Origin of the sequence: Clostridium algoriphilum, assembly GCF_020443705.1 — a bacterium.
GTDB classification, from domain to species: Bacteria; Bacillota; Clostridia; order Clostridiales; family Clostridiaceae; genus Clostridium_AD; species Clostridium_AD algoriphilum.
Map to the genome: position 1 here is coordinate 425309 of NZ_JAIZZK010000001.1, position 20548 is coordinate 445856.

Genomic DNA, 20548 nt, shown 5'->3' on the forward strand with positions numbered 1-20548 from the left:
TATTCTTCTTCTTTTATTTGCACAAAATTTATTTTAATAAAAATCTTGATCCATTGTAACTATGCATCGATGTTGTGGTGAAATATTTTTTACCCCCTCCTCTATTTTCATAAGAATAACACCTTTAGCTTTTTCATTATAATATAATTTATCTACTACTACGTCAAAAATTAATGTTTTTGCATCTACATCACCTACGACTCTGAAATCATGCATTGATTGGATTCCTTTAATTACTGATAACTCATTGTTTAACTGTTTTTTTAAAAAAATAACATCTGGGCTATCACTTTTAAACGGATCCATATGAATAACTAAGCAAAGGTTTAGTTTCTCTCCTACTTCTTTTTCTGCCTTATCAATAACATCATGAATTCGCATTATGGGAATATCACATGGTACTTCTGCATGTAGCGAAACCATATATCTACCTGGTCCATAATTATGAATAATTAAGTCATGCACTCCAGTAATATACTTATAACTTAAAACCTCAGTATAAATATTTTTTACTAATTCCTTATCAGGAGCTTTTCCCAATATATAGTCTAATGTTTCCTTACAAAGTACAAATCCTGAGTGTAGTATGAAAAGTGATACAACTATGCCTGCATACCCATCTACAGGCAAGTTTGTAAATCTAGATATAATTAGTGATATAATTACCATAGATAGTACAAGTATGTCAGTTAAATATTCTACTGCCGCTGCTTTTAAAGCCGAGGAGTTAATTTTCGTACCAATATACTTAGTAAATCTGGCAAGAAAAATTTGGAGAGGAAGTGCTAATAACATTAGCAAAAATGCAACCATATTAAATGGAATACTAACAGGATTAAGAACTCTACTTATAGAACTTCTTATAAATTCATATCCTACTATAAGAATCGATAGAGAAAATAACAATGAAGTAATGTATTCCACCCTACCATACCCAAATGGGTGTTTCGAATCAGCAGGGCGATTGGCTAATTTAAAGCTTATAATTGTTATTATAGAAGATACAGCATCCGTTAAGTTATGTACGGCATCTGCTGTAATAGAAATACTATTTAGGAAAAGACCTACAATAAGTTCTAAAATAAGTATTGTTGTGTTGATTATAAATCCTACTATGCCACCTAGCCATCCATAAGACTGCCTTACCTCTTGTGAACTTACATTAGAATGATTTTTAATAAACTTTTTTATTAAAAAATCAAATATGATTTTCATGTAATACACTTCCTTATATAACGTATTATTAATGTAAATATGCTCAAACCTACTATCTTAATAATTAACCCTAGTACTATTATTATGCAACAGGAGTAGTTAATGATTTAATTTTATTTTATATCTTTATAGTTCCCAATTTAATTCTTGAAATTGGTAGTTTCAATTCTATTAATATCTATATAAATAACAACCTATTTATATAGATTATATATAATACACCTTTTTTCGCAGATGAATTTAAGATAAGTGTTTAATCACCATATAAGTTTTTAACCCATATATTAGACTGTAAATGATAAAAAGGGAGAACATATATGGTGTTAATTTTATGTGCATTATCATTTAGCTTGTCCTCTAATTTAGATAACGTAGTAGTAGGGATAGCTTATGGAATAAAGAAAGTAAAGGTAAGTATAATAGCAAATCTTATAATAGCGATTGTAACATCTACAGCAACATTTTTATCAATGTTAGTTGGATCATATATATCAAAACTTTTACCTCACTCTGTAGCTAATATCTTAGGTGCTATAGTTATTATCATTTTGGGACTATACTTTGTAACACAGAGCTTAATAAAACTTGTAAATAACACTAAACCAAAAGAGCTTGCTTTAAAAAACATTACTGATATGATTGAATATGCTGAAAAATCAGATTTAGATAGTTCTGGTGACATAAGTATGGGTGAAGCTCTTCTTGTTTCATTGGGATTGACCTTTAACAATTTAGGCACAGGAATAGCTGCAAGTATTACAGGAGTTAGTATTCCACTTACAGTCCTATCCACATTTGTATTAAGTATAATTGCAATTATATTTGGTGTATCTGCAGGCAATCATATTTTAGGTAAAATTCTAGGTAGATATGCACCATTATTTTCAGGAATCTTGCTAATATTACTTGGCATCATTGAATTTATTTACTAACAGCTCTATACCTATAGAAAAAGTAACTCGTACAAATTTGTTATATTACCAAACGTGAAAATATTGTAAAATGAAATAAAAATGTCAAAGGGTATAAGCAGTGCTTGTGCCCTTGTTGCTTTATAACAGAATATAACAGAAAAAAAGCACCCATTGGATGCTCTTAAGTAATTATTTTTCATTCACAGCTATTGCTTCCTCATTTAGTTCAAATAAATCTTGCAAAATCCCATCAATAGTATTTTCGTCAATAAATGCTTTCAATTTTGGATTACGTTCTTCTGTATTAATATACTGAAGGAAATAACCCCCAACTTTTTTAGCAATACTTAGCTTAATGGATATATTTTGTTTTACTCCGTCTTTTTTGAATAAAGTAAAAGTAACGTTGGTATCTGAATATTTTATTTCAACTTTTTTATAATTCTTTATATCTATATAATCATTTGAATCTGTTGTTGCCCTAATATTTTTTATATTATATTTGTCTAAATTACTATTAAACACATCAACAAAATTTTGTATTGATTTACTGATAATATTTCTATCAATAGTCATATTTCGAAATTGTAATACTAATTCTTCTTTCCAATTCACTTCACTCACCCCCCATATAAAACATTTATTGTGCTAAATAAAGGTAATTTGTTGTATATTACATATGCATTTGTTATAACTATATCTTTACATATCTAGTTTATCTTTCTTCTATTTAACTATTCAAACAAGATAAAAAAGATACTTTTTATTACCTCCTCAATGTTATCATATGTAAATATTCTCTAAGGTGTTTTATAATTTGAAAAATAAAAAAACAAAACTGCAGTATATTTATAATTGTACGGTACAAATTATAAATTTTAATATGATTTCTTAAATAGATTTATAATATTACTTATTATTAATAATATACATTATGAACAAATTGATAATAAGCTCAAAAAAATAAATATATAGTAGCACATTTTAACCATAATTACATATACTATTAGTAGAGCACTGTACTCTAAGTAGATGGTAGCTTAAATGTTTTAGAAGAGGTTTAATCTTATAGATTGAACTTCTTTTATGTGAATAAATAGTTAATCAAACAATAGTATTAACCTATAATATATTTTATAAAAATGTTTTTTAGCTCTTTGGTTTAAAAAACTTTGTTATTAAGTTATCCCCTATGTATAATGTGATAAAACATATTACTAAAAATGCCCATCCATAAGTCCTATAATATGTTAAAGCTATAAAGCTTAGCAAAATGTACCAAGCACACTGTAAACAATAATAATAAATCTTCTTCATAATGTTTCCCTCCGATATATAATTACTTAATTCATTACATTGTACTACCTATTAATAACATTATTTTTTACAAACATATTATTAATATGATTCTTTTGAAGAGTATCTAAATAACTATAAATCTAACTAAAAATATGGTGTTAGCCTTTTGCTAACACCATATTCTTTAAATGTATTAAACAACTTTTATATATTATTTTTTATATTTATCAATATATTCTAGAAGTGCCATACTCACTAAATCCATGCTTTTCTCTTCTTCATATGTCTCTGTAAAACTTTTAAACTGATCCCACACATATGTATATAATCTAATAGTATTAGTAGTCTTGAATTCATCACTAAGCATTTCTTCATCAATTTTTAATTCTTGTTGTTGTGGTTGTTCTTGCGGTACATCAATTATAATTTTATAATCTGTTTTTTCTTTTTCTATTTCTTTTTTATCTGTTAATTTTTTTTGTTCTTTTACATAGTCATAAGCTGAATCAATAGCTCCCTCTATACTATCCGAATTAAAGCTCATACAAGGAATTACATCATCTAAAGTTAAACAGAATTTAGAACTTGTCTGGATTTTTACCTTAAATCCTGCATCTATTAGTTTTTCTAATTTATTCATTTTCCACACACCCTTCACTTATTTTCAAATATCCCTTTAGGGCATATTACATAATTCAATTGTTTCCTAATGCTTTTATTTATATTATGCCGTGCTTTTATATATATTATGCCGTATTTTATTTATATTTATTTTATATTTATTTAGTAAAATTTTATTAACCGTTTACTATAATGTAATCCTTATTAATCAATTATTCTTATTATATTGATATACACCATTATGCAATGTATAGATTAAAATAAAGCAATATTTAAATTTTATTCGAATACCTAATATACTAATTTATTATCCTTTAATATATTTGTGATTTTTTTTAAATATTTTGTTTCTTCTTCATCCTCAATTAGTTTTTTCGCTTTATCATTTAGTAGAATTTCATTATCATTATTCTTGTTATTATCTATTTTGCCTTTTATACTTTTTTCTAAATCACGTAAATATGACCAGTCCTCTTCATTTATACTTTTGGGTGTATCCATCTTTAATTTATTGCATTTTAAAATTTCATTAATTAATTGTAGTTTTTCTTTATATTCTTCTCTCTTTTCATCAATCTCAATTTTACCCTTTAACTCTAATAGTATTATTTTAAAATCAATATCCTTAATCCAAGCAGGTTTTTTCTTTTTAATTAATTCTCTCGGATTATTAGTATAACAAAGTATTTTAAAGGCAAGTAATTCTAATCTATATGCTTTATGCTTTAATTCATAAATTTTTTCGACTTCTAAATATTCTAGTGGATGATTATTTATAAATTCAATTGGAGACTTTATAGAATATAATTTATTAAATAAATTTTGCAAATACAATTCTCTTAAAAAATTATAATAATCCAGCCACTTATCCTCTGCCATTCCATCTTGTTTTCTTTCCTTTAGTAAATCAAGTATTTTTTCTGTATTAAAATAATATTGACTAGCATTGTGTTTTTTTAACAATATAAATACATCAAAAATTTCATTTTGTATTATATTCCACATATCTTGCTTAATATTTTGAGGTTTGTTCAAACCTAAAAGCGCCGAAAAATCATTGTAATAAATCATTTCCAAAACTATTTTTTTGATTTGTTCTTCTAATGCCTCTGTAGACTTTTTCAATATATAATCCCATTCATTGTCACTAATATAAGAAGGCTTATTATTATTTAAAAGTTTATAGCAAGTACTCATTTCAAGCTCCCTAATATTTCTAGAATTTTTATTTTCTCCTACAAATCTATCTATAGCAACTTTACGAATATCTAACCATTTTTGTCTTGATACATAAAAAGGTTTTCTTTTTTCTAATATTTTCTTACTTTCATAATATGCCTTACATTCTAAATCATTAATTAACATATTTTTTAAGAAATTATTAAAATTCTTCATCTTATCCCCTCGTATATAATTATTTTTTACTTGTTCTTATATATATCCATATTATATCATAATTTAGGTAATATTTTATAATTATACAAAATTTGGTTAGATGATTTATCAACCTTCTTAATAAATCTGATTTTTTCGCAAACTAAAAAACAAAAATAGGATTATTCCTACTCTAATCAAGTTATAACTTAAATTTAAAAGACCTCCCATGTAACGGTTTTATTTATGATGAGGTCCGCCTCCACCAGTAAAACCCGCGACTAATTATAATTAGAATAGAGTTATGAAATTATACCGATTTTATCCAACCAATTAGTGACATCTTTTTTCGCCGCATTAACACGCGAGCCATTAATAGCCAAACCTTTCAAAGGTGTTGCTTTCTGACATATGTTTGCAATATCCTTTTCACTATGACCTAACCCGCTTCCTTCATGAGTACAAAATGGAATAATAGTTTTTCCAGAAAAATTATATTCCTCCAGGAACGTAAATACTGGCATCGGCATCGTTCCCCACCAATTTGGATAACCTAAAAATACCACATCGTAAGAATCCATGTTCTCCACATGATTCGTAAGTTCAGGTCTGGCATTGGCGCGCAGTTCATCTTGTGCCACCTCCGTAGTTTCTGTATAATCCTTAGGATAAGAATTTACAGTTTCAATTCGAAAAAGATTACCTCCTGTCATTTCCTGAATCATCTTTGCAATTACTTCTGTATTACCGATTGGCAAGTTCACAACCCTTCCACTAACATAGTTATTTCCCTCACGTGAAAAATAGGCTATCAGACATTTTTCTTCTTTTAAATTTATCATTTCTTGTTCTCCCTTTCTTTTTCTTATTTTATAATACTCTTTGAGTTAAAATTATTTATCAAATGTTGTTGCAACCTCTTTTAAACTGTCTTATAATTTTCCTCCTAATATTTATTAAATTCTACTCCGGTATTACTTTATTTAAACATCTTATTGCATTTAATTATTTAGCAAAAGTATTTGTTTAAAATGTATTTGTTACTATAATCTTGCTTTCTTCTTAATTTTAACGAATAAAGTTTGTTTGAATATGTTCTTCCTTTTCTGGGAATGGAACTTCTAACTTGATACCAGCTTCTTTTATTTTCAAAAACCATGCCATGTTTCTTCCAAGAATACGCATAATCTGTAACCCTTCTAAATCCTGTTTTACGTCCTCTGGAGTAAAACCGTGAACCATATTCCAATAGTTAGATGGAATAATTGGCATCTGCATTAACGCAAAGTATTTATTCATCTGATCATACGTCGCAGTTGTTCCAGCTCTTCTGGCCGATACAACTGCCGCCGCTGGCTTTAAATAAAATGATTGCTTTCCTGAACATAAATCAGCAAAAAAGACTCTATCCATAAACGAAGTAATGGCACCACCAGCCGACGCAAAATGAACAGGTGAACCAAATACAAATCCGTCATAATTTCCTACTATTTCAAGAAACGCGTTTACCTTATCATCAAATACACAACGTCCTGTTCTACCACAGGTCCCACAAGCAATACAACCTGAAAGAGGTTTTGTACCAATCCAAAATGTCTCTGTCTCAATACCTTCTCTTTTAAGTGTCTCTGCCACTTCATCTAAAGCTGTGTAGGTACAGCCTTTTTCGTGGGGACTTCCGTTAACTAATAATACTCTCATAATGTTTGCCTCCTAGTTATTTTCCGAAACCATTTCATTAATGTAATTAAGTGCATTTAATGTATCTAGATTTATTTCCACATTAAAAACATACACCCTGGAGTGAACTCCAAGTCAATACCTTTCATAAATTATTATCAAAAAAATCTCCATACTCTCTATTTTAAGAGTACGGAGATTCTAATCCTGTTACAAATCGTTATTCTACTTATCCCAAGACAAAACGCCTGTCACTTCTGCCTTTTCATATCTGTCTATTTTATAATTCAGTCTGTCTAACGTTTTTTGCGTATCTTCCATTCTTTTCACAAGCTTCTTATGCACTTCTACTAAAAGTTCTTTTCTGGTTGTTATAGTCAAGTCTCCTTGCTGTGTAAGTGCACAATATTCAATCAGGGTTTCTATTGGCACTCCAGACAAACGCATGCATTTTGCTAATTCAATCCATCTGCAGGATTCTTCTGTATAATCCCTGATACCACTTTTCGTACGGTTTACCTCTGGTATCAGTCCGATACGCTCATAATAACGCAATGTATCCTGAGAAAGGTCAAATTTTCTACTTACTTCACTAATAGTCATCTTTGCTTTCCTCCAATCTTCTATTCGTAACTACTCAAATGTATTTGCCAATTCTTTTAATAATTTTGGAATCGCTTTTAATCCCAAGTCAAGTACTTTTTAATCTTTTCAATTACTTGTATAATTGTCTAATTGCCAAATAGTTTAACTGCCTGTTTCATTTTATTAATAATATCTACACCAAATGGACAGTTTTTCATACATGCTCCACATTCTATGCACTCACTTGCGTGGTGTTCTAATAAGTCATAATGATTTTTTAATGTTTCAGGAACATCGTCTTGAATTAATGCTAAATCTAAATATTTATTTACTGATGCAATATCTATCTTTTTTGAACATGGGGCACAATGTCCACAATACATACAATGTCCGCTAAATGAACTTCTTGGAGCATTTGCAATAACATCACTATAATCTTTTTCTTTATTACTGGAAGTAGCATAGACTGTTGCTGCAAGTATTTGAGACCTATTATCTACTCCCACCATTACTGAAGCAACTGCCGGTCTGGTTAAACAATAATGTAAACATTGTACCGGGGTCAGTGCTTTTTCAAAAGGCGATTCTTTGCCATTTAGTAACACTCCGGCAGCATATCCTTTCATAACAGTTAAAGCAACACCCGCATTTTCACAAGTTTGGTATAGCTTATCACGTTTTGGATCAATACCTTCATAAGTCCTGTTTTTAAAAGTATTTTCTTCAAATAATATGTTTACATCTTCACTGGCTGGTAACATATCATAAGCAGCATTGATACTAAATAAAATTACATCAACTATTCCCGTTTCCACTGCTCTAAAAGCAATATCTGTATTGTGTGTTGATAGTCCTATAGACTTAATTATCCCTTTTTCTTTTAATTCTTTTGCATATTTAATTATTTCTCCATTAAAAATGTTATCAAAATCCTTTTGATCATCAACATAATGAATCATCCCTACATCCACATAGTCGAGCTTCATTCTAGTTAAAAAGTCTTCATATGAATTGACAACTTCATTTAAATTCCTGGTACGCCGATATTGTCCTCCATCCCAGGTACAACCTAGATGTCCTTCAATAACAAAACTACTTCGAGGATATTTACTTAACGCTTTGCCAACATTACTTCTAGCTTCCGGATTTGAATTGTATATATCAAGGAAATTAATACCTTCATTTATTGCACAATCAATAATTGCTTCGCAATCTTCATAACTTTTTTTCTCAAATCCCTCACCGCCAATACCAATGGCACTTACTTTAATTCCTGATCTTCCTAAAATTCGATATTCCATATCATGTACCTCCAAATAATTGTTTATAGTATAAAATACGTATTACTTACTTTCCCACTTCCAAGTCCTTATCAGTCATAGTTACACCTGCATTTTCTTTATGATAGATAAAGAATTTACCAAAGCAGGAATTGCAGATTATCGGTTAAATTGCATGAAACGTAGTCCATTTTCCACTCATATACCTGCATACATAAATGATTGCCTTAACAATCCAGTCAATAAACATAGCCACCCATGTGCCGAACATTCCCATATTAAAATAAATACTTAGCAGATAAGCTAGTGCAATACGGCAGAAAAACATGGACAAAATTGCAACCATCATCGGGAATTTGGCATCTCCAGATGCGCGAAATGTCACTGGTAAAGTGTAAGCAAGCGGCCAAATTACAACCATAAATCCTGCATGCCACCAAATATTTTGAGTGGCCAAGGTCGTTGCAGCCTCAGATAACCCATAAACATTCATTATGAAAGGCAATAATGCAAGTACCAATACACAGCTCACCACATGAGATGCATACACAACACGCATAATTTTTTTGTTATAATATTTAGCCTGTTCATAATCCCCTGCACCGACACATCTTGATATAACCACAGTTAATCCAAGACCAATTGCCATACCTGGTAACACTTGAAACATTACAATTGTACCTGACACCGCATTTGCTGCAATTGCTGCCGTACCAAAAGTAGCAACAAGACTGAGTACAATAATTCTTCCCAGATAAAACAAACCATTTTCCACTCCAAATGGAACACCAATACTTAAGATTTTTTTAATCATTGGCCAGTTAAATTTATGTTTTAAACTTTTCTTTATATATATTGCATTCCTTTTGTTTAAAGCTAAGGTGATAATAATAATTGCAGCCGCAATACGTGTTATCAAGGTGGGTATAGCAACACCCGCAGTTCCAAAGTTGAAGCCGTAAATAAGTATTGCATTTCCTATTGCGTGTACTATATTCATAGCCAGCATCACCTTCATGGGAAGTTTGGAATTACCCATAGTACGGAAAATTGCAGCTCCAACATTATATAGTGCAAGGAACGGAATGGATATTGCTGTAATCATCAGGTATGTATTTGCATCCCCACGTACTTCATCCGTTATCTGCCCAAACAGACCATTTAAAATAAGCGGTTTCATCAAATAAATAATGACCATGATTATGATGGAAAAGATACCGACAAACCATACCATTTGATCCACTGCTTCTCTTGATTCTTTCATCTGTTTCTTGCCCATATACTGTCCTGCAATTACTGCACCACCAGTAGCTAGAGCTGCGAACAAACTAATTAATAATGCCATGACGAAATCCACTAAAGACACACCAGACACAGCTGCTTCTCCCACGTGTGCTACCATTATTGAGTCTGCCAACCCCACCAGATATTCTAAAAATTGCTCTATGATAAGTGGCAGAAATAATTTAAATAAATTCTTATTTGTAAATAACTTTTTCGACTGTAAAGATGTCTGCTCCAATTTTAATCCTCCTGCTTATACGTTCTTGCCCATTCTCATACGCATCTAATATTTCATTCTTTTGTTCTGTTGTATATTTAGTTCTTTTAGACATAAAAATGCTCCACTTCTAGTATCAGGTTTTTATCATTTAATCTGTCTACTTTAAGGGGAGCATATCAGTGTCTAGTCTATAGGTACCAGTTTATAACGTACCATTATCGTTTATTTCTGCTTTGTTTGCAAAGCGTCCACTAATCAATAATAAAAGCATAGAAACCACTGATGTCTTGCCCAACAAAATATCCCAAGCATCTCCTTCATAATAGACCTTTGTTGGAATATCATAAATAAAATTATTCATCGTCATTCTCATTTTTGATTATAGTCTGTTCGTTTTGCTTATTTTAGCTCTCCAAACACTTCATCTGTAACTGCTTCTAACCATTCATTAGATGATCCTTCTGCAGGTACTTCCACTGCCAAGTGTGAAAAAGCACTGTCATTTGATGCTCCATGCCAATGCTTTACTTCAGGTAGAATGTTAACAACATCTCCTGGATGTAACTCCTGTGGCTCTTTTCCCCATTCCTGATACCACCCTCTTCCCTCTGTTACGAGAAGAATCTGGCCACCTTTATGATGAATATGCCAATTATTACGGCATGCAGGTTCAAATGTTACATTTCCAATTGGTACACCAGTAGTCGTAAGCATATTTAAATATGCTTGTCCAATGAAATATTTGGAAAACATCTCTGGAAGCGGCTCTCCTTTTGGAAAAATTGTATTGTTATTTAATTCCTTTTTGTTACTCATATTATATAATCTCCTTTTACAATAAAATTTACAATAGAATCATTGTACTACCTAGAGTTAACTTCAAGTCAAGTAATAGTTTCAGTTTTCTGCTTTTATTTCTCCATCTGAGCAGCTGCATCATTTACACAGCGAAGTGCATTCAGACTTCTTGGGTAACCTATGTAGCCTACCACTTAGAGTGCACTCCAAGTCAAGACCTTTTGAAAAAGATGAGGAGATACATTTCACCTCTATATCCGCTCATCTTTTACTTATGAAATTTATTTATTAAAACTAATAAATAATACGTTACTGCTATATATATACCCATAATTGATATATAAGATAAGAAAAATCCCATGATCGATTCGTCAAAATTCCAATAGCTAAAAGTTGTTTGCATGAATAACTTTGAACTGATATCCAAATCAAAAAAAGATTTAATTCCATATACCACAATACCAACAGCTATGAGACGCATAATAATTGTTACTATTATATTTTTATCAGTATGCCCAGTTATTTTTGTTGTCATATTAATAAGCATTTGCCAATGCATCCCAACATGTACAGACATAAATACTAATCCCCATGCAGCTGCAAATGTATGTAGCCCACGTACCGCAAATCCACCACTTATTTCAAGAAACGCAAACACATCTTTTGATATCATAATTCCTGTTATCATCAAAAGTATCATTGATGATAACATAAGCACATTTACCACTGTGCTTATAATACGCCGCAAATTGTACTTTCCTTTATAAATTGCTTTATACCATTTTATATTAAGCATATTATGTAAGAAAAATAGGACAAATAATGTTACCCCTATTATCTCATGAAGGTAATTACCAGTTAACTGATATGCCATTGCCAAAAGCATAAGTATAGTCATAATTATGTCTATGGTTATTTTAATTTTTAATTTTCTATTCATATTTCACCTCCATACCATACTCTATTATCTTACGCACCTGCTGTGGATACGCTTCGCTTAAACTACCCGCACCTATTCCTATTGTACTTACTTTTCCTCCACCATGAGGTAATTGTCTATATTCCATTTAAATTTTTCCTTTCAGAAGTCAATGCTTCATTCATTATCTAATAATTCTTTTATTCTTTGCCATATTATTGAATATAGCCTTTTTATGTTATTATTTGTTGTTCGGTATTTACAACAAGCATAACACTTAAAGTTAGCTTTAAGTCAAGAGGTTCTTTTTTCCTTGTTTTTCAACAAAAAATAATAAAACCCCTGAATTCAAGGGTTTTTCATTGTATCAATATTTGAGTTTTTTTAATTACTCGCCTCTTATCATATTTCTTTCATTATAATCCATAAAAATGCCCCATAGAGTGACTTTTTTAAATTGTCTACTCTATGGGTTACATTTTAGTCTTTTTAAGTTCAACGCTCACATTATTCAGTACATCTACAGAATTTCCACCTTGTATTATTTACTGTTTCAGATTTTTTAGAACACATTTTCCTTATTTTTTATTCAGGTATTTATTAAAAAACTCCGTGAGTTTATCGAACGGAATTAGATCTGTACGATCATAAAGATCAACATGCCCGGCATTTGGAACAAGATACAATTCTTTCGGTTCAGCAGCTTTTGCATAAGCGTCCTTACTGAATTCGATCGAATGAGCCTCTGTACCAGTAATGAAAAGCAATGGACGCGGTGAAATTGTTTCAATATCATTGAACGGATAGAAATTCATGAATTTCATATTACCCGTAAGCGTCGGATGCGTAGTTGTATTAGCAGATCCTCTGGAAGTGCGATAGAAATCGTAAAACTCCTTAGCAATTGGCGAGGATTTCTCATCGATTTTTTCCAGTGTACCGCTTGTATATTCCCGCTGACCGCCTACATATTCGATATCACGCTGACGTGCTGCATCTGCGATAACCTGTTTACGCTGCTCTAACGTCTGGCTGTGATTCAGTCCATTGCGATTTACACTTCCCATATCATACATGCTGACCGTAGCAACCGCCTTCATACGTGGATCAATTTTAGCTTCACTGATGGCAAAACTACCACTGCCGCAGATACCGATGACTCCAATGTTCTCACGGTCTACATACGACAAAGTATCAAGAAAATCAACGGCGGCGCTGAAATCATCCGCATAAATGTCCGGTGAAACACTGTTACCAGGTTCCCCTTCACTGTCCCCCCAGAAGGACATATCGAACGAAATCGTTACATATCCCTTATCTGCCATTTTTTGAGCATAAAGATTTGCACCTTGCTCTTTTACTGCGCCCATAGGATGTCCGACAATAATGGCTGAATGTTTTTTGCTTTTATCCAAGTTCTTTGGCACAAACAAATTACCAGCTACCTTCATATTGTAACTGTTATGAAACGTAACTTTCTGAACATCTACTTTGTTGCTCTTGTAAAAGTTGTCTGCACCACGGGACATATCGCCTGCTGGCAGGCTCTTATCCGCTTCAATCCGCGGCTGTTTTCCATGCTGCGCCACCAAAGCAACTGCAACACCACCGCTCACAATAGTAAGTGCAAGTCCCAACATAATAACTTTCGCTAATTTATTACTAAAAAGCTTCATTTTCATAATAATCTCCTCTTTCTTTTATTGATTCCTATCTCCAAAATGAATATGGAGAGTGCGGGGTGGATGATCCTCCGGAGGAAATCACTTCCGCGGAGGCCTTGGCGTATGAGGACGCGCACGTATTAATGTAGACTGCTACCTTTAACCTTCGCTTTCAATTGTGCCGGACATTTCTCCCCATCTATAAACCATTGACAGTTACGGCATTCAAAGCAGGGCTTGTAATTGCTGTCCTTTAATGACCTTTCGATAAATCTGGCATCAGCTAAAAACGGCTGCCCATATGCCACGAAATCGCAGTAGTTGCTTTCAATCAGCACGTTGCCTCTACCCAGTGTCTTAATGTTATTTACGCAGATAACAGGAATTTTTACATGTTTTTTGACATAGCCACCAGTATAAACTGTTTCATTATACTGAAAATCGGAGGGAAGTTTTAGCTTTCTTTCTCGTGGTATACCTGTAGACACATGCAACATATCAATTCCTATGTCTTCCAGTTTTTGCGCAGTCTGTACGTCTATGTCTAAGCTATCCCCCCAGCCCATCCGATAGGATACGATGAAACGATCTCCAGCGAAGCTCTTAATTCCCTCCGTGATTTCCTTCACTAAAGTCAGCCTTCCGGTCAAATCGCCGCCATAACTATCTTGACGCTTATTGGACTCTGAAGATGCCATCATGTTCAGAAAAAAGGAATGTGCTCCATGCAGTTCAATTCCATCAAGACCGGCCTTTTTGCAGATCTCTGCCCCCCGGATAAACTCGTCTCTGATTTTAATTAAATCTTTTTTAGTCAGCTTATTAATATCTCTGGAATTGTCGTCATAAAAACCGAAACCAGGAAGAGCAAGCTGCGCAAAAAAAGCAGTTCCGTTCTTATGGTAAGCTTCGGCTATTTTACTCAGATATCCGACATGCTGGTCGGAGTAAGCGCCAGCCCCGCCTGATGTACCACTAGCCTTACTTGATGTATTACAGTCAGCCAATACGGAAAGTGCTTGACTGATGATTAGCCCAATTTTTTTATCGGCTCTGCTCAAATAGTCATGCATAAGTTTTTCACCCATGCTTCCCTCATAGCTCGGAAAACCAAAGCGTACAAGAGGAGCCATAACTATCCTGTTTCTAAATGATACATTTTTTACTTGAAATGGTTTAAAAATATTTGACATATAATCACTCTCCTATAAGATAATTAACGAAAAAAAGAGGAATCATCATAAGAAATTACCGCCAGAGAAAATGTCTGGCACAAAAAACAAACAGACCTGAACAAGATGAGGTATCTACGCTCAGATTACTTGACAAATAATTATATTTTTCATTGCCATTGAATTCAGACATATCCACTGTTATTGTCTACTTTGCACTATCTGTTTGACTTTTATAAATAACCTATTAGAACCTTTTATTTCCAGAAACTTTTTTAAATAATTCAATTCCTTTTTTCAAATGTGTAAGACCGTCTTCAAGCCGTTCTCTTGGACATGCCATATTGATTCGAATAAAGCCTCTTCCAGTTTTCCCATAGACTTTTCCTGTTGAAACATATAGTCCAGCTTCACTTAGCAAAAGCTTGCACAGACAGAATGTTTTTACAGTACCATAATGGATATTTCCATTTAAATATACTGTGATCTATTTTAATATTCTGACTCTCCTTTAAGGTCGACTCCCCATCAGCAAACGTTGAATAGGAAACCTGTAAATCTTTGCTATAAAATATATAGCTCTCTCACCAGTAAGTATCTGTTGTTTTACTAATTTCATAAATTTATCCTTCCTCCATTTAAAATAACTTGCTATCTATATAGTAAAGAATAAGATCTAAATACATTGAGTTATCCCAAACTAAACAGTCTTTATGAATTAACGGAGCTGCTCATTGCATTTAGATTTTTACTTTTTATCTATAAGATTTTCTAAAAATTTTCACACAGTCCTCATGACTCATCTCAGTCAAAGTTAAACATAATAGAACCTTGTATTTATCCTTATTTATTGTAAAGACTTTCCTAAGACATATGCTTGATTTGGAAAATTCGTCTGTTCAATCACTTCCCTAACTGGACACCCTGTCGCAAATAACTTTCCTGCATCATTCCAATTCATAAAACGAAGTATAGATTCATAATTTTTCTCCAATGCCTCCATTGTCCAATCATCTGCACCATAGGAAGTAGCCAAAACCATTGATTTTTTGTTACCTGCCAATTTTGCATTGTTAGCATGGAAACGATCGATAACTGCTTTTATCTGTGCTGACATTCCATAATAATATAGCGGCGTTACGAAAACTATCATATCTGCTTCTATCAACTTTTCGTACCATGTGTTCATAGCATCCTTTCGTACACACTGGCCACCATGACTTGCACAATATTCACATGCCAAACATGGTTTTACCTCTTCAAATGCTGCATCAAAACGAAATATCTCATGTCCTGCTTCATTTGCCCCTTCGATAAATTTGTCTGCGAGCAATGCAGAAGTACCCTTCTTATGTGGGCTTCCAGTAATAACTGTTATTTTCATATTTATTCTCCTTTCAACTTAAAAATCATATTTTCTTGCCCGTTGATTCTTTTTCAACGATAGAATCACTATAAACCCTTAAGTCGACTTCAGGTCAAGTACTTTTTGAATTTTTTTATTACTTAATTACAGATGACAAAACCCTTCATTTTGCAACATACAATATTGCAATTAAAAATTTTTTCATCTAATCTAGCTTTTGTTTAGATAAGTATTTCTCTTCTTACTTCCTTGGTTGATTCTCCCTAATAGCAAGATGTATATATTCACGAATATCATTTAATGAAACTCCTGCTTTTTTAAACCTCATGACAAACTCAATCCAGTGAATTGACATCTCATCATAATCTCTAATTCCTGATTCAGTTCTACGAACCTTCGGAATTAAACCTATTCTTGGCTTGATGAAAATAAGATAAAAAAATTCCTCTTAGCCTCTAAAGAAAGCCTCAAAGCTGAGGATCCAGAAGTTAAAAGGAAAGTAGAAAAACAGAATTACTCCTGACTGGTTTCGATTTCCCTTATAATTTTTGCAGGAACACCACCTACAATAACATTTGCAGGTACATCCTTGGTCACAACTGCACCGGCGGCAATGACAGCACCATCACCTATGGTCACGCCGGGGACGACAATGGCATTTGCTCCAATCCAGACATTTTTACCAATCACAATGGGCGCGGGATGCATAGTGCTACGTTTTCTCGGATCAATGTCATGATTGAGTGTAGCCAACATGACATTGTGCCCAATGAGAACACCATCTCCAATTGCAATGCCGCCCTGATCCTGAAAACGACAGCCTGTATTGATAAAGACATTTTTACCCATACAGATGTTTTTCCCACAATCCGTATAAAAAGGAGGAAACATGGTAAATGTTGCATCCACCGGTTTGCCAATCAACAAAGAAAACAGTTTCCGTACCTCTTCCGGCGTATGATACTGACCGTTCAGCTCGGCAGTCAACTTTAATGCTTTCTGAGAAAGGTCTATCATTACCCGGTGTAATTCCGAACCGCCCTCAACCGCTTCACCTCTATTTAAGTGTGCTAATAAATCATTGATATCCATTTGTATCCTCCTTATCGATAAGAATTTCTTAGTACATCTACAACATCTTTATGCGTCATTTCACATGGATTTGCTGTAAACAGAAAGCCGTTAGTTTCGCGAGCATTGGTCGCAATTTTATCAAACTCATCCGGTGTGATACCATAATCGCTCATTTTGAGTTCCGCCACACCACAGGCTTTTTGCAAGTCCACAAGCACAGTGATGAAATCCTCCGGCTTATCAGCTTCTTTGATTCCCATTGCCTTTGCCATTGCGATAAATCTTTCATCACAAGCATGCTTGTCAATAAAGAATTCATAGAACGCTCTTGAAATCATAATAAGTCCTGCACCGTGAGGCAGCTCCTGATGATATGCACTCATTGCATGCTCAATAGAATGCTCAGCAGTAGTAACGCTCACAGTCATAACTACACCAGAAAGGGTGCTAGCAAATGCCATGCGTTCTCTTGCCTCCATATTGCTACCGTCTTTTACCGCACGTGGAAGATATTTAGCTGCATTTTCAATAGCAGTCAGTGCATACATATCACTCATCAGGCTTGCAAATTTCGAAATATAGCTTTCGGTAGAATGGAAAAGTGCGTCAAATCCTTGATAAGCGGTAAATTTAGATGGAACTGTCTTCATCAGTTCAGGATCGATTATTGAAATCACCGGGAATAAACGATCATCACCACCAAAGCCAATTTTTTCATTGGTTTCATCATTTGTGATAACACCCCACTGGTCTGCTTCTGAACCGGTTCCTGCTGTTGTAGTAATACAAATTACAGGAAGCGGAGCATTTGCAATCGCTTTGCCTTTTCCAGTACCGCCGGAAATATAATCCCAGATATCTCCATCATTTGTTGCCGTTGCCGCTATTACTTTGGAGGCATCAATAACACTGCCACCACCAAGAGCAACAATAAAATCACATCCGTTATCTCTTGCTGTTTTTGATCCTGCTATAACCGTGGACTTCAACGGATTTGTCTGTACTTTATCAAAGACAACACTTTCAACACCTGCTCTTGTAAGTTCCTCAATAGTGCGATCAAGTGAACCATTTTCTTTAGTGGATTTCCCGTTTGAAATAACTACCATTGCCTTTTTGCCAGGCAGTTTCTGCTCATGCAATTCGCTAAGCCTTCCACATCCGAAAATAAATCTTGTTGGTGCATACATATTAAAGCTCATTTTTAATTCCTCCATTTATTTAAAATATTGTTTATGTTAAACTCCGATTATTGAGTTTAATATAATTATATGGCTTAAAGTTAACTTTAAGTCAATGCTTATTTTCAAAATTTTCTACTCTTTCTACTTTAATACTACATAATAATCAGCCTTATTCTTTTATAATTCCAATTTTATGCAGCCACTCTGACACATCTTCCTTTCCATTTTTTAAATTTGTATCCCAGATTGCCAGACCTTCCAGAATAGTTGACTGAGGGCAAAGTTTTTTGATGTCCGTAACACTTTGACCTAAACCACTTCCCTCGTGTGTGCAAAACGGTATGATTGTTTTTCCTGAAAAATTGTATCCTTCTAAAAAGGTAAATACTGCCATTGGCATAGTTCCCCACCAGTCGGGATAACCAAGGTAAATAACATCGTAGGAGTTCATGTTCTCAACCTTTGTTGCAAGTTTCGGTCTATAGTTATCCTTTTGTTCCTGTTCTGCCTTATCCACGACCGTATCATTATCTGTAGAATATGGAACTACTGTCTTAATTTCGAAAATGTTACCTCCTACGCTTTCGTGAATCTGGTTAGCAATTACCTTAGTGTTTCCAGAATGTGAAAAATATGCTACGAGAATATCTTTTTTTGCAGTATCCTTTGTTTGATTATTACTTTCATCAGATGTGGTAGTTTCAATTTTTTTCTGTGTGCTGCTTTCATCGCTGTTTTTAGTGCTTCTGTTATTATTACCGCAGGCAGTTAAAGTAAAAGCCATTATCATTACAAGAGTTAATGCAAATAATTTTTTCATAATTTTTTTCTCCTATTGTTTGTAGTTGAATATCTGCTGTGATACTTGCAGTATCACTATTGTTCGTACAATTATATTTCTACATGCGTTGAAAAAATATTGATGCAAGAATAAATACAATATTCTTTTCATTGAGTATTCCTTATAACCGTTTATTTAATTGTTTAGGTTTAGAACTGGATAACAAATAATATTATATTTATTAGTTTTAAAATGATTTCAAAAGCCGTATTCTAGCCTTAAGAATATGGCTTTTGTCTACATTATGAAAATTCGAATTGTTTCATAATATCCGCTTCTCTTTTTCCAAACAATCACCTTGCTTATATTGGAATTCATTATAACTTAGCGTGCCAAATCAATCCGCACATCGATAGAACTTCCTAATCCTTTTATTACAGATAAATCACAATCAACCTTTCCCAAGTTTACCTGATCACCATAGATTTTAGACTTTTCTTCATCTTCAAAGAGGATTGTAAAATAGTTTGCATCCCGTGCAAAGTCAATATCGCCATTCATCCAGCCGTTATGGACATCCTTTTCATCATATTTCAGAGGATCTTTCATTACACCACAATAGTCATGGGAGTAGCGGTTTATATTCACTGTATATGGCAGACGTGATAACAGTTCCTTTGAAGATGTGGAATTATTCAAAGTGACCGGAATTACCGTATCCCCAACCGTCAGCGTAATAGCTGTTCCATTTTTAATCGTGCGTGTAGCCATATTAGAACCTTTCGGAAGAACTTTTGCGGAGCCATTCGAAGCTTTACTCGATGCATTAGGCTTAACATTGCTAGCTTCTGTGGTAGAGGAATCCTTTTCAACTGAGGAACTTCCTGCAGAGTTTTTTTCATTCTTGTTAGCTTGATTTCCGCTGCATGCAGTCAACGAAAACATCATTAGAATTGTCAGCGCAAGTGTCAATAATTTTTTCATAAAGAAACCTCCAGTATGTTTTTGATAGTGTTAACACTATCTTTGTTTTATTTATTTGAATCCTTGCATTAGCAAGGGTTTAAGCTACTTTTATAATAAAAAAAACAATGACCCCCTCTATTTGTTATAATTGT

At 33.3% G+C, this 20548-nt stretch carries 25 protein-coding genes; 1 reads left to right on the forward strand and 24 read right to left on the reverse strand.

The genetic code is table 11. The annotated features are described in order from the left end of the window. Window positions 1-33 precede the first annotated feature (33 nt). The gene (locus tag LGK95_RS02125) at window positions 34-1215 is read right to left on the reverse strand and encodes a cation diffusion facilitator family transporter (RefSeq protein WP_226121673.1); all 1182 of its coding nucleotides are present in this window, start codon (window positions 1213-1215) and stop codon (window positions 34-36) included. A gap of 317 nt (window positions 1216-1532) precedes the next feature. On the opposite strand from LGK95_RS02125, the gene ytaF reads away from it, so the two are divergent. Further along, window positions 1533-2147: a sporulation membrane protein YtaF gene (gene ytaF, locus LGK95_RS02130; RefSeq protein ID WP_226121675.1), complete on the forward strand. Its 615-nt coding sequence runs from the start codon at window positions 1533-1535 to the stop codon at window positions 2145-2147. 171 nt (window positions 2148-2318) lie between these two features. On the opposite strand, the gene LGK95_RS02135 is transcribed toward ytaF, so the two are convergent. The 23 genes from LGK95_RS02135 to LGK95_RS02240 all read right to left on the reverse strand — a co-directional run bounded on the left by LGK95_RS02135 (window position 2319) and on the right by LGK95_RS02240 (window position 20414). Then, a complete protein-coding gene (locus LGK95_RS02135) occupies window positions 2319-2744 on the reverse strand; it encodes a hypothetical protein (protein ID WP_226121677.1) in 426 nt (141 codons plus the stop codon). Window positions 2745-3639: 895 nt separating this feature from the next. Continuing rightward, window positions 3640-4068 (reverse strand): hypothetical protein, encoded by a 429-nt coding sequence (locus LGK95_RS02140; protein ID WP_226121679.1) that lies wholly within the window; start codon window positions 4066-4068, stop codon window positions 3640-3642. Between the two features lie 272 nt (window positions 4069-4340). Then, window positions 4341-5444 (reverse strand): hypothetical protein, encoded by a 1104-nt coding sequence (locus LGK95_RS02145; protein WP_226121681.1) that lies wholly within the window; start codon window positions 5442-5444, stop codon window positions 4341-4343. Window positions 5445-5725: 281 nt separating this feature from the next. Further along, entirely contained in the window at window positions 5726-6265 is a 540-nt protein-coding gene (locus LGK95_RS02150; RefSeq protein ID WP_226121682.1) for a flavodoxin, read from the reverse strand. A 226-nt stretch (window positions 6266-6491) separates the two neighbouring features. Then, window positions 6492-7124: a flavodoxin family protein gene (locus LGK95_RS02155; protein ID WP_226121684.1), complete on the reverse strand. Its 633-nt coding sequence runs from the start codon at window positions 7122-7124 to the stop codon at window positions 6492-6494. A 204-nt stretch (window positions 7125-7328) separates the two neighbouring features. After that, window positions 7329-7706, reverse strand: a complete 378-nt coding sequence (locus tag LGK95_RS02160; RefSeq protein ID WP_226121686.1) for a MerR family transcriptional regulator — start codon at window positions 7704-7706, stop codon at window positions 7329-7331. Between the two features lie 128 nt (window positions 7707-7834). Then, window positions 7835-8989 (reverse strand): aldo/keto reductase, encoded by a 1155-nt coding sequence (locus tag LGK95_RS02165; RefSeq protein WP_226121688.1) that lies wholly within the window; start codon window positions 8987-8989, stop codon window positions 7835-7837. Between the two features lie 145 nt (window positions 8990-9134). Further along, entirely contained in the window at window positions 9135-10490 is a 1356-nt protein-coding gene (locus LGK95_RS02170; protein WP_226121690.1) for an MATE family efflux transporter, read from the reverse strand. Continuing rightward, on the reverse strand, window positions 10447-10584 hold the full coding sequence (locus LGK95_RS02175) for a hypothetical protein (RefSeq protein ID WP_226121692.1): 138 nt from the start codon (window positions 10582-10584) through the stop codon (window positions 10447-10449). Before LGK95_RS02175 ends, LGK95_RS02170 begins: the two co-directional genes overlap by 44 nt. 90 nt (window positions 10585-10674) lie before the next feature. After that, window positions 10675-10845: a hypothetical protein gene (locus tag LGK95_RS02180; protein ID WP_226121694.1), complete on the reverse strand. Its 171-nt coding sequence runs from the start codon at window positions 10843-10845 to the stop codon at window positions 10675-10677. A gap of 26 nt (window positions 10846-10871) precedes the next feature. Continuing rightward, window positions 10872-11288, reverse strand: a complete 417-nt coding sequence (locus LGK95_RS02185; RefSeq protein ID WP_226121696.1) for a cupin domain-containing protein — start codon at window positions 11286-11288, stop codon at window positions 10872-10874. 250 nt (window positions 11289-11538) lie between these two features. Beyond that, window positions 11539-12210: a DUF4405 domain-containing protein gene (locus LGK95_RS02190; protein ID WP_226121698.1), complete on the reverse strand. Its 672-nt coding sequence runs from the start codon at window positions 12208-12210 to the stop codon at window positions 11539-11541. Continuing rightward, window positions 12203-12337 carry a hypothetical protein gene (locus LGK95_RS22300; protein ID WP_264174439.1) on the reverse strand — a complete coding sequence of 45 codons (135 nt, stop codon included), beginning with the start codon at window positions 12335-12337 and terminating at the stop codon, window positions 12203-12205. The genes LGK95_RS02190 and LGK95_RS22300 overlap by 8 nt, the downstream gene beginning before the upstream one ends. 430 nt (window positions 12338-12767) lie before the next feature. After that, a complete protein-coding gene (locus tag LGK95_RS02195) occupies window positions 12768-13871 on the reverse strand; it encodes an alpha/beta hydrolase (RefSeq protein WP_226121700.1) in 1104 nt (367 codons plus the stop codon). A 122-nt stretch (window positions 13872-13993) separates the two neighbouring features. After that, window positions 13994-15046 carry an oxidoreductase gene (locus LGK95_RS02200; protein ID WP_226121702.1) on the reverse strand — a complete coding sequence of 351 codons (1053 nt, stop codon included), beginning with the start codon at window positions 15044-15046 and terminating at the stop codon, window positions 13994-13996. Between the two features lie 226 nt (window positions 15047-15272). Beyond that, window positions 15273-15446 carry a hypothetical protein gene (locus LGK95_RS02205; RefSeq protein ID WP_226121704.1) on the reverse strand — a complete coding sequence of 58 codons (174 nt, stop codon included), beginning with the start codon at window positions 15444-15446 and terminating at the stop codon, window positions 15273-15275. After that, complete coding sequence (locus LGK95_RS02210) at window positions 15436-15600, reverse strand: DUF3737 family protein (protein WP_319001884.1); 165 nt, start codon at window positions 15598-15600, stop codon at window positions 15436-15438. The genes LGK95_RS02205 and LGK95_RS02210 overlap by 11 nt, the downstream gene beginning before the upstream one ends. A 272-nt stretch (window positions 15601-15872) precedes the next feature. Continuing rightward, complete coding sequence (locus tag LGK95_RS02215) at window positions 15873-16409, reverse strand: flavodoxin family protein (RefSeq protein WP_226121713.1); 537 nt, start codon at window positions 16407-16409, stop codon at window positions 15873-15875. A 223-nt stretch (window positions 16410-16632) separates the two neighbouring features. Further along, window positions 16633-16746 carry a MerR family transcriptional regulator gene (locus LGK95_RS02220; RefSeq protein ID WP_264174440.1) on the reverse strand — a complete coding sequence of 38 codons (114 nt, stop codon included), beginning with the start codon at window positions 16744-16746 and terminating at the stop codon, window positions 16633-16635. A 158-nt stretch (window positions 16747-16904) separates the two neighbouring features. After that, complete coding sequence (locus LGK95_RS02225; RefSeq protein ID WP_226121715.1) at window positions 16905-17483, reverse strand: sugar O-acetyltransferase; 579 nt, start codon at window positions 17481-17483, stop codon at window positions 16905-16907. An 11-nt stretch (window positions 17484-17494) separates the two neighbouring features. Next, on the reverse strand, window positions 17495-18667 hold the full coding sequence (locus LGK95_RS02230) for an iron-containing alcohol dehydrogenase (RefSeq protein ID WP_226121717.1): 1173 nt from the start codon (window positions 18665-18667) through the stop codon (window positions 17495-17497). Window positions 18668-18818: 151 nt separating this feature from the next. Beyond that, a complete protein-coding gene (locus LGK95_RS02235; protein WP_226121719.1) occupies window positions 18819-19469 on the reverse strand; it encodes a flavodoxin in 651 nt (216 codons plus the stop codon). A 345-nt stretch (window positions 19470-19814) separates the two neighbouring features. Then, window positions 19815-20414 (reverse strand): cyclophilin-like fold protein, encoded by a 600-nt coding sequence (locus LGK95_RS02240; RefSeq protein ID WP_226121721.1) that lies wholly within the window; start codon window positions 20412-20414, stop codon window positions 19815-19817. Between the last annotated feature and the right edge of the window lie 134 nt (window positions 20415-20548).

Excerpts from the sequence above, each read along its gene's own strand:
- LGK95_RS02235 (WP_226121719.1), bottom strand. The coding sequence starts at position 19,469 with ATGAAAAAATTATTTGCATTAACTCTTGTAATGATAATGGCTTTTACT.
- LGK95_RS02180 (WP_226121694.1), bottom strand. The coding sequence starts at position 10,845 with ATGAGAATGACGATGAATAATTTTATTTATGATATTCCAACAAAGGTC.
- LGK95_RS02175 (WP_226121692.1), bottom strand. The coding sequence starts at position 10,584 with ATGTCTAAAAGAACTAAATATACAACAGAACAAAAGAATGAAATATTA.
- LGK95_RS02150 (WP_226121682.1), bottom strand. The coding sequence starts at position 6,265 with ATGATAAATTTAAAAGAAGAAAAATGTCTGATAGCCTATTTTTCACGT.
- LGK95_RS02190 (WP_226121698.1), bottom strand. The coding sequence starts at position 12,210 with ATGAATAGAAAATTAAAAATTAAAATAACCATAGACATAATTATGACT.
- LGK95_RS02140 (WP_226121679.1), bottom strand. The coding sequence starts at position 4,068 with ATGAATAAATTAGAAAAACTAATAGATGCAGGATTTAAGGTAAAAATC.
- LGK95_RS02145 (WP_226121681.1), bottom strand. The coding sequence starts at position 5,444 with ATGAAGAATTTTAATAATTTCTTAAAAAATATGTTAATTAATGATTTA.
- LGK95_RS02230 (WP_226121717.1), bottom strand. The coding sequence starts at position 18,667 with ATGAGCTTTAATATGTATGCACCAACAAGATTTATTTTCGGATGTGGA.
- LGK95_RS02160 (WP_226121686.1), bottom strand. The coding sequence starts at position 7,706 with ATGACTATTAGTGAAGTAAGTAGAAAATTTGACCTTTCTCAGGATACA.
- LGK95_RS02215 (WP_226121713.1), bottom strand. The coding sequence starts at position 16,409 with ATGAAAATAACAGTTATTACTGGAAGCCCACATAAGAAGGGTACTTCT.
- LGK95_RS02155 (WP_226121684.1), bottom strand. The coding sequence starts at position 7,124 with ATGAGAGTATTATTAGTTAACGGAAGTCCCCACGAAAAAGGCTGTACC.
- ytaF (WP_226121675.1), top strand. The coding sequence starts at position 1,533 with ATGGTGTTAATTTTATGTGCATTATCATTTAGCTTGTCCTCTAATTTA.
- LGK95_RS22300 (WP_264174439.1), bottom strand. The coding sequence starts at position 12,337 with ATGGAATATAGACAATTACCTCATGGTGGAGGAAAAGTAAGTACAATA.
- LGK95_RS02125 (WP_226121673.1), bottom strand. The coding sequence starts at position 1,215 with ATGAAAATCATATTTGATTTTTTAATAAAAAAGTTTATTAAAAATCAT.
- LGK95_RS02200 (WP_226121702.1), bottom strand. The coding sequence starts at position 15,046 with ATGTCAAATATTTTTAAACCATTTCAAGTAAAAAATGTATCATTTAGA.
- LGK95_RS02165 (WP_226121688.1), bottom strand. The coding sequence starts at position 8,989 with ATGGAATATCGAATTTTAGGAAGATCAGGAATTAAAGTAAGTGCCATT.
- LGK95_RS02240 (WP_226121721.1), bottom strand. The coding sequence starts at position 20,414 with ATGAAAAAATTATTGACACTTGCGCTGACAATTCTAATGATGTTTTCG.
- LGK95_RS02195 (WP_226121700.1), bottom strand. The coding sequence starts at position 13,871 with ATGAAAATGAAGCTTTTTAGTAATAAATTAGCGAAAGTTATTATGTTG.
- LGK95_RS02220 (WP_264174440.1), bottom strand. The coding sequence starts at position 16,746 with ATGTCAATTCACTGGATTGAGTTTGTCATGAGGTTTAAAAAAGCAGGA.
- LGK95_RS02225 (WP_226121715.1), bottom strand. The coding sequence starts at position 17,483 with ATGGATATCAATGATTTATTAGCACACTTAAATAGAGGTGAAGCGGTT.
- LGK95_RS02185 (WP_226121696.1), bottom strand. The coding sequence starts at position 11,288 with ATGAGTAACAAAAAGGAATTAAATAACAATACAATTTTTCCAAAAGGA.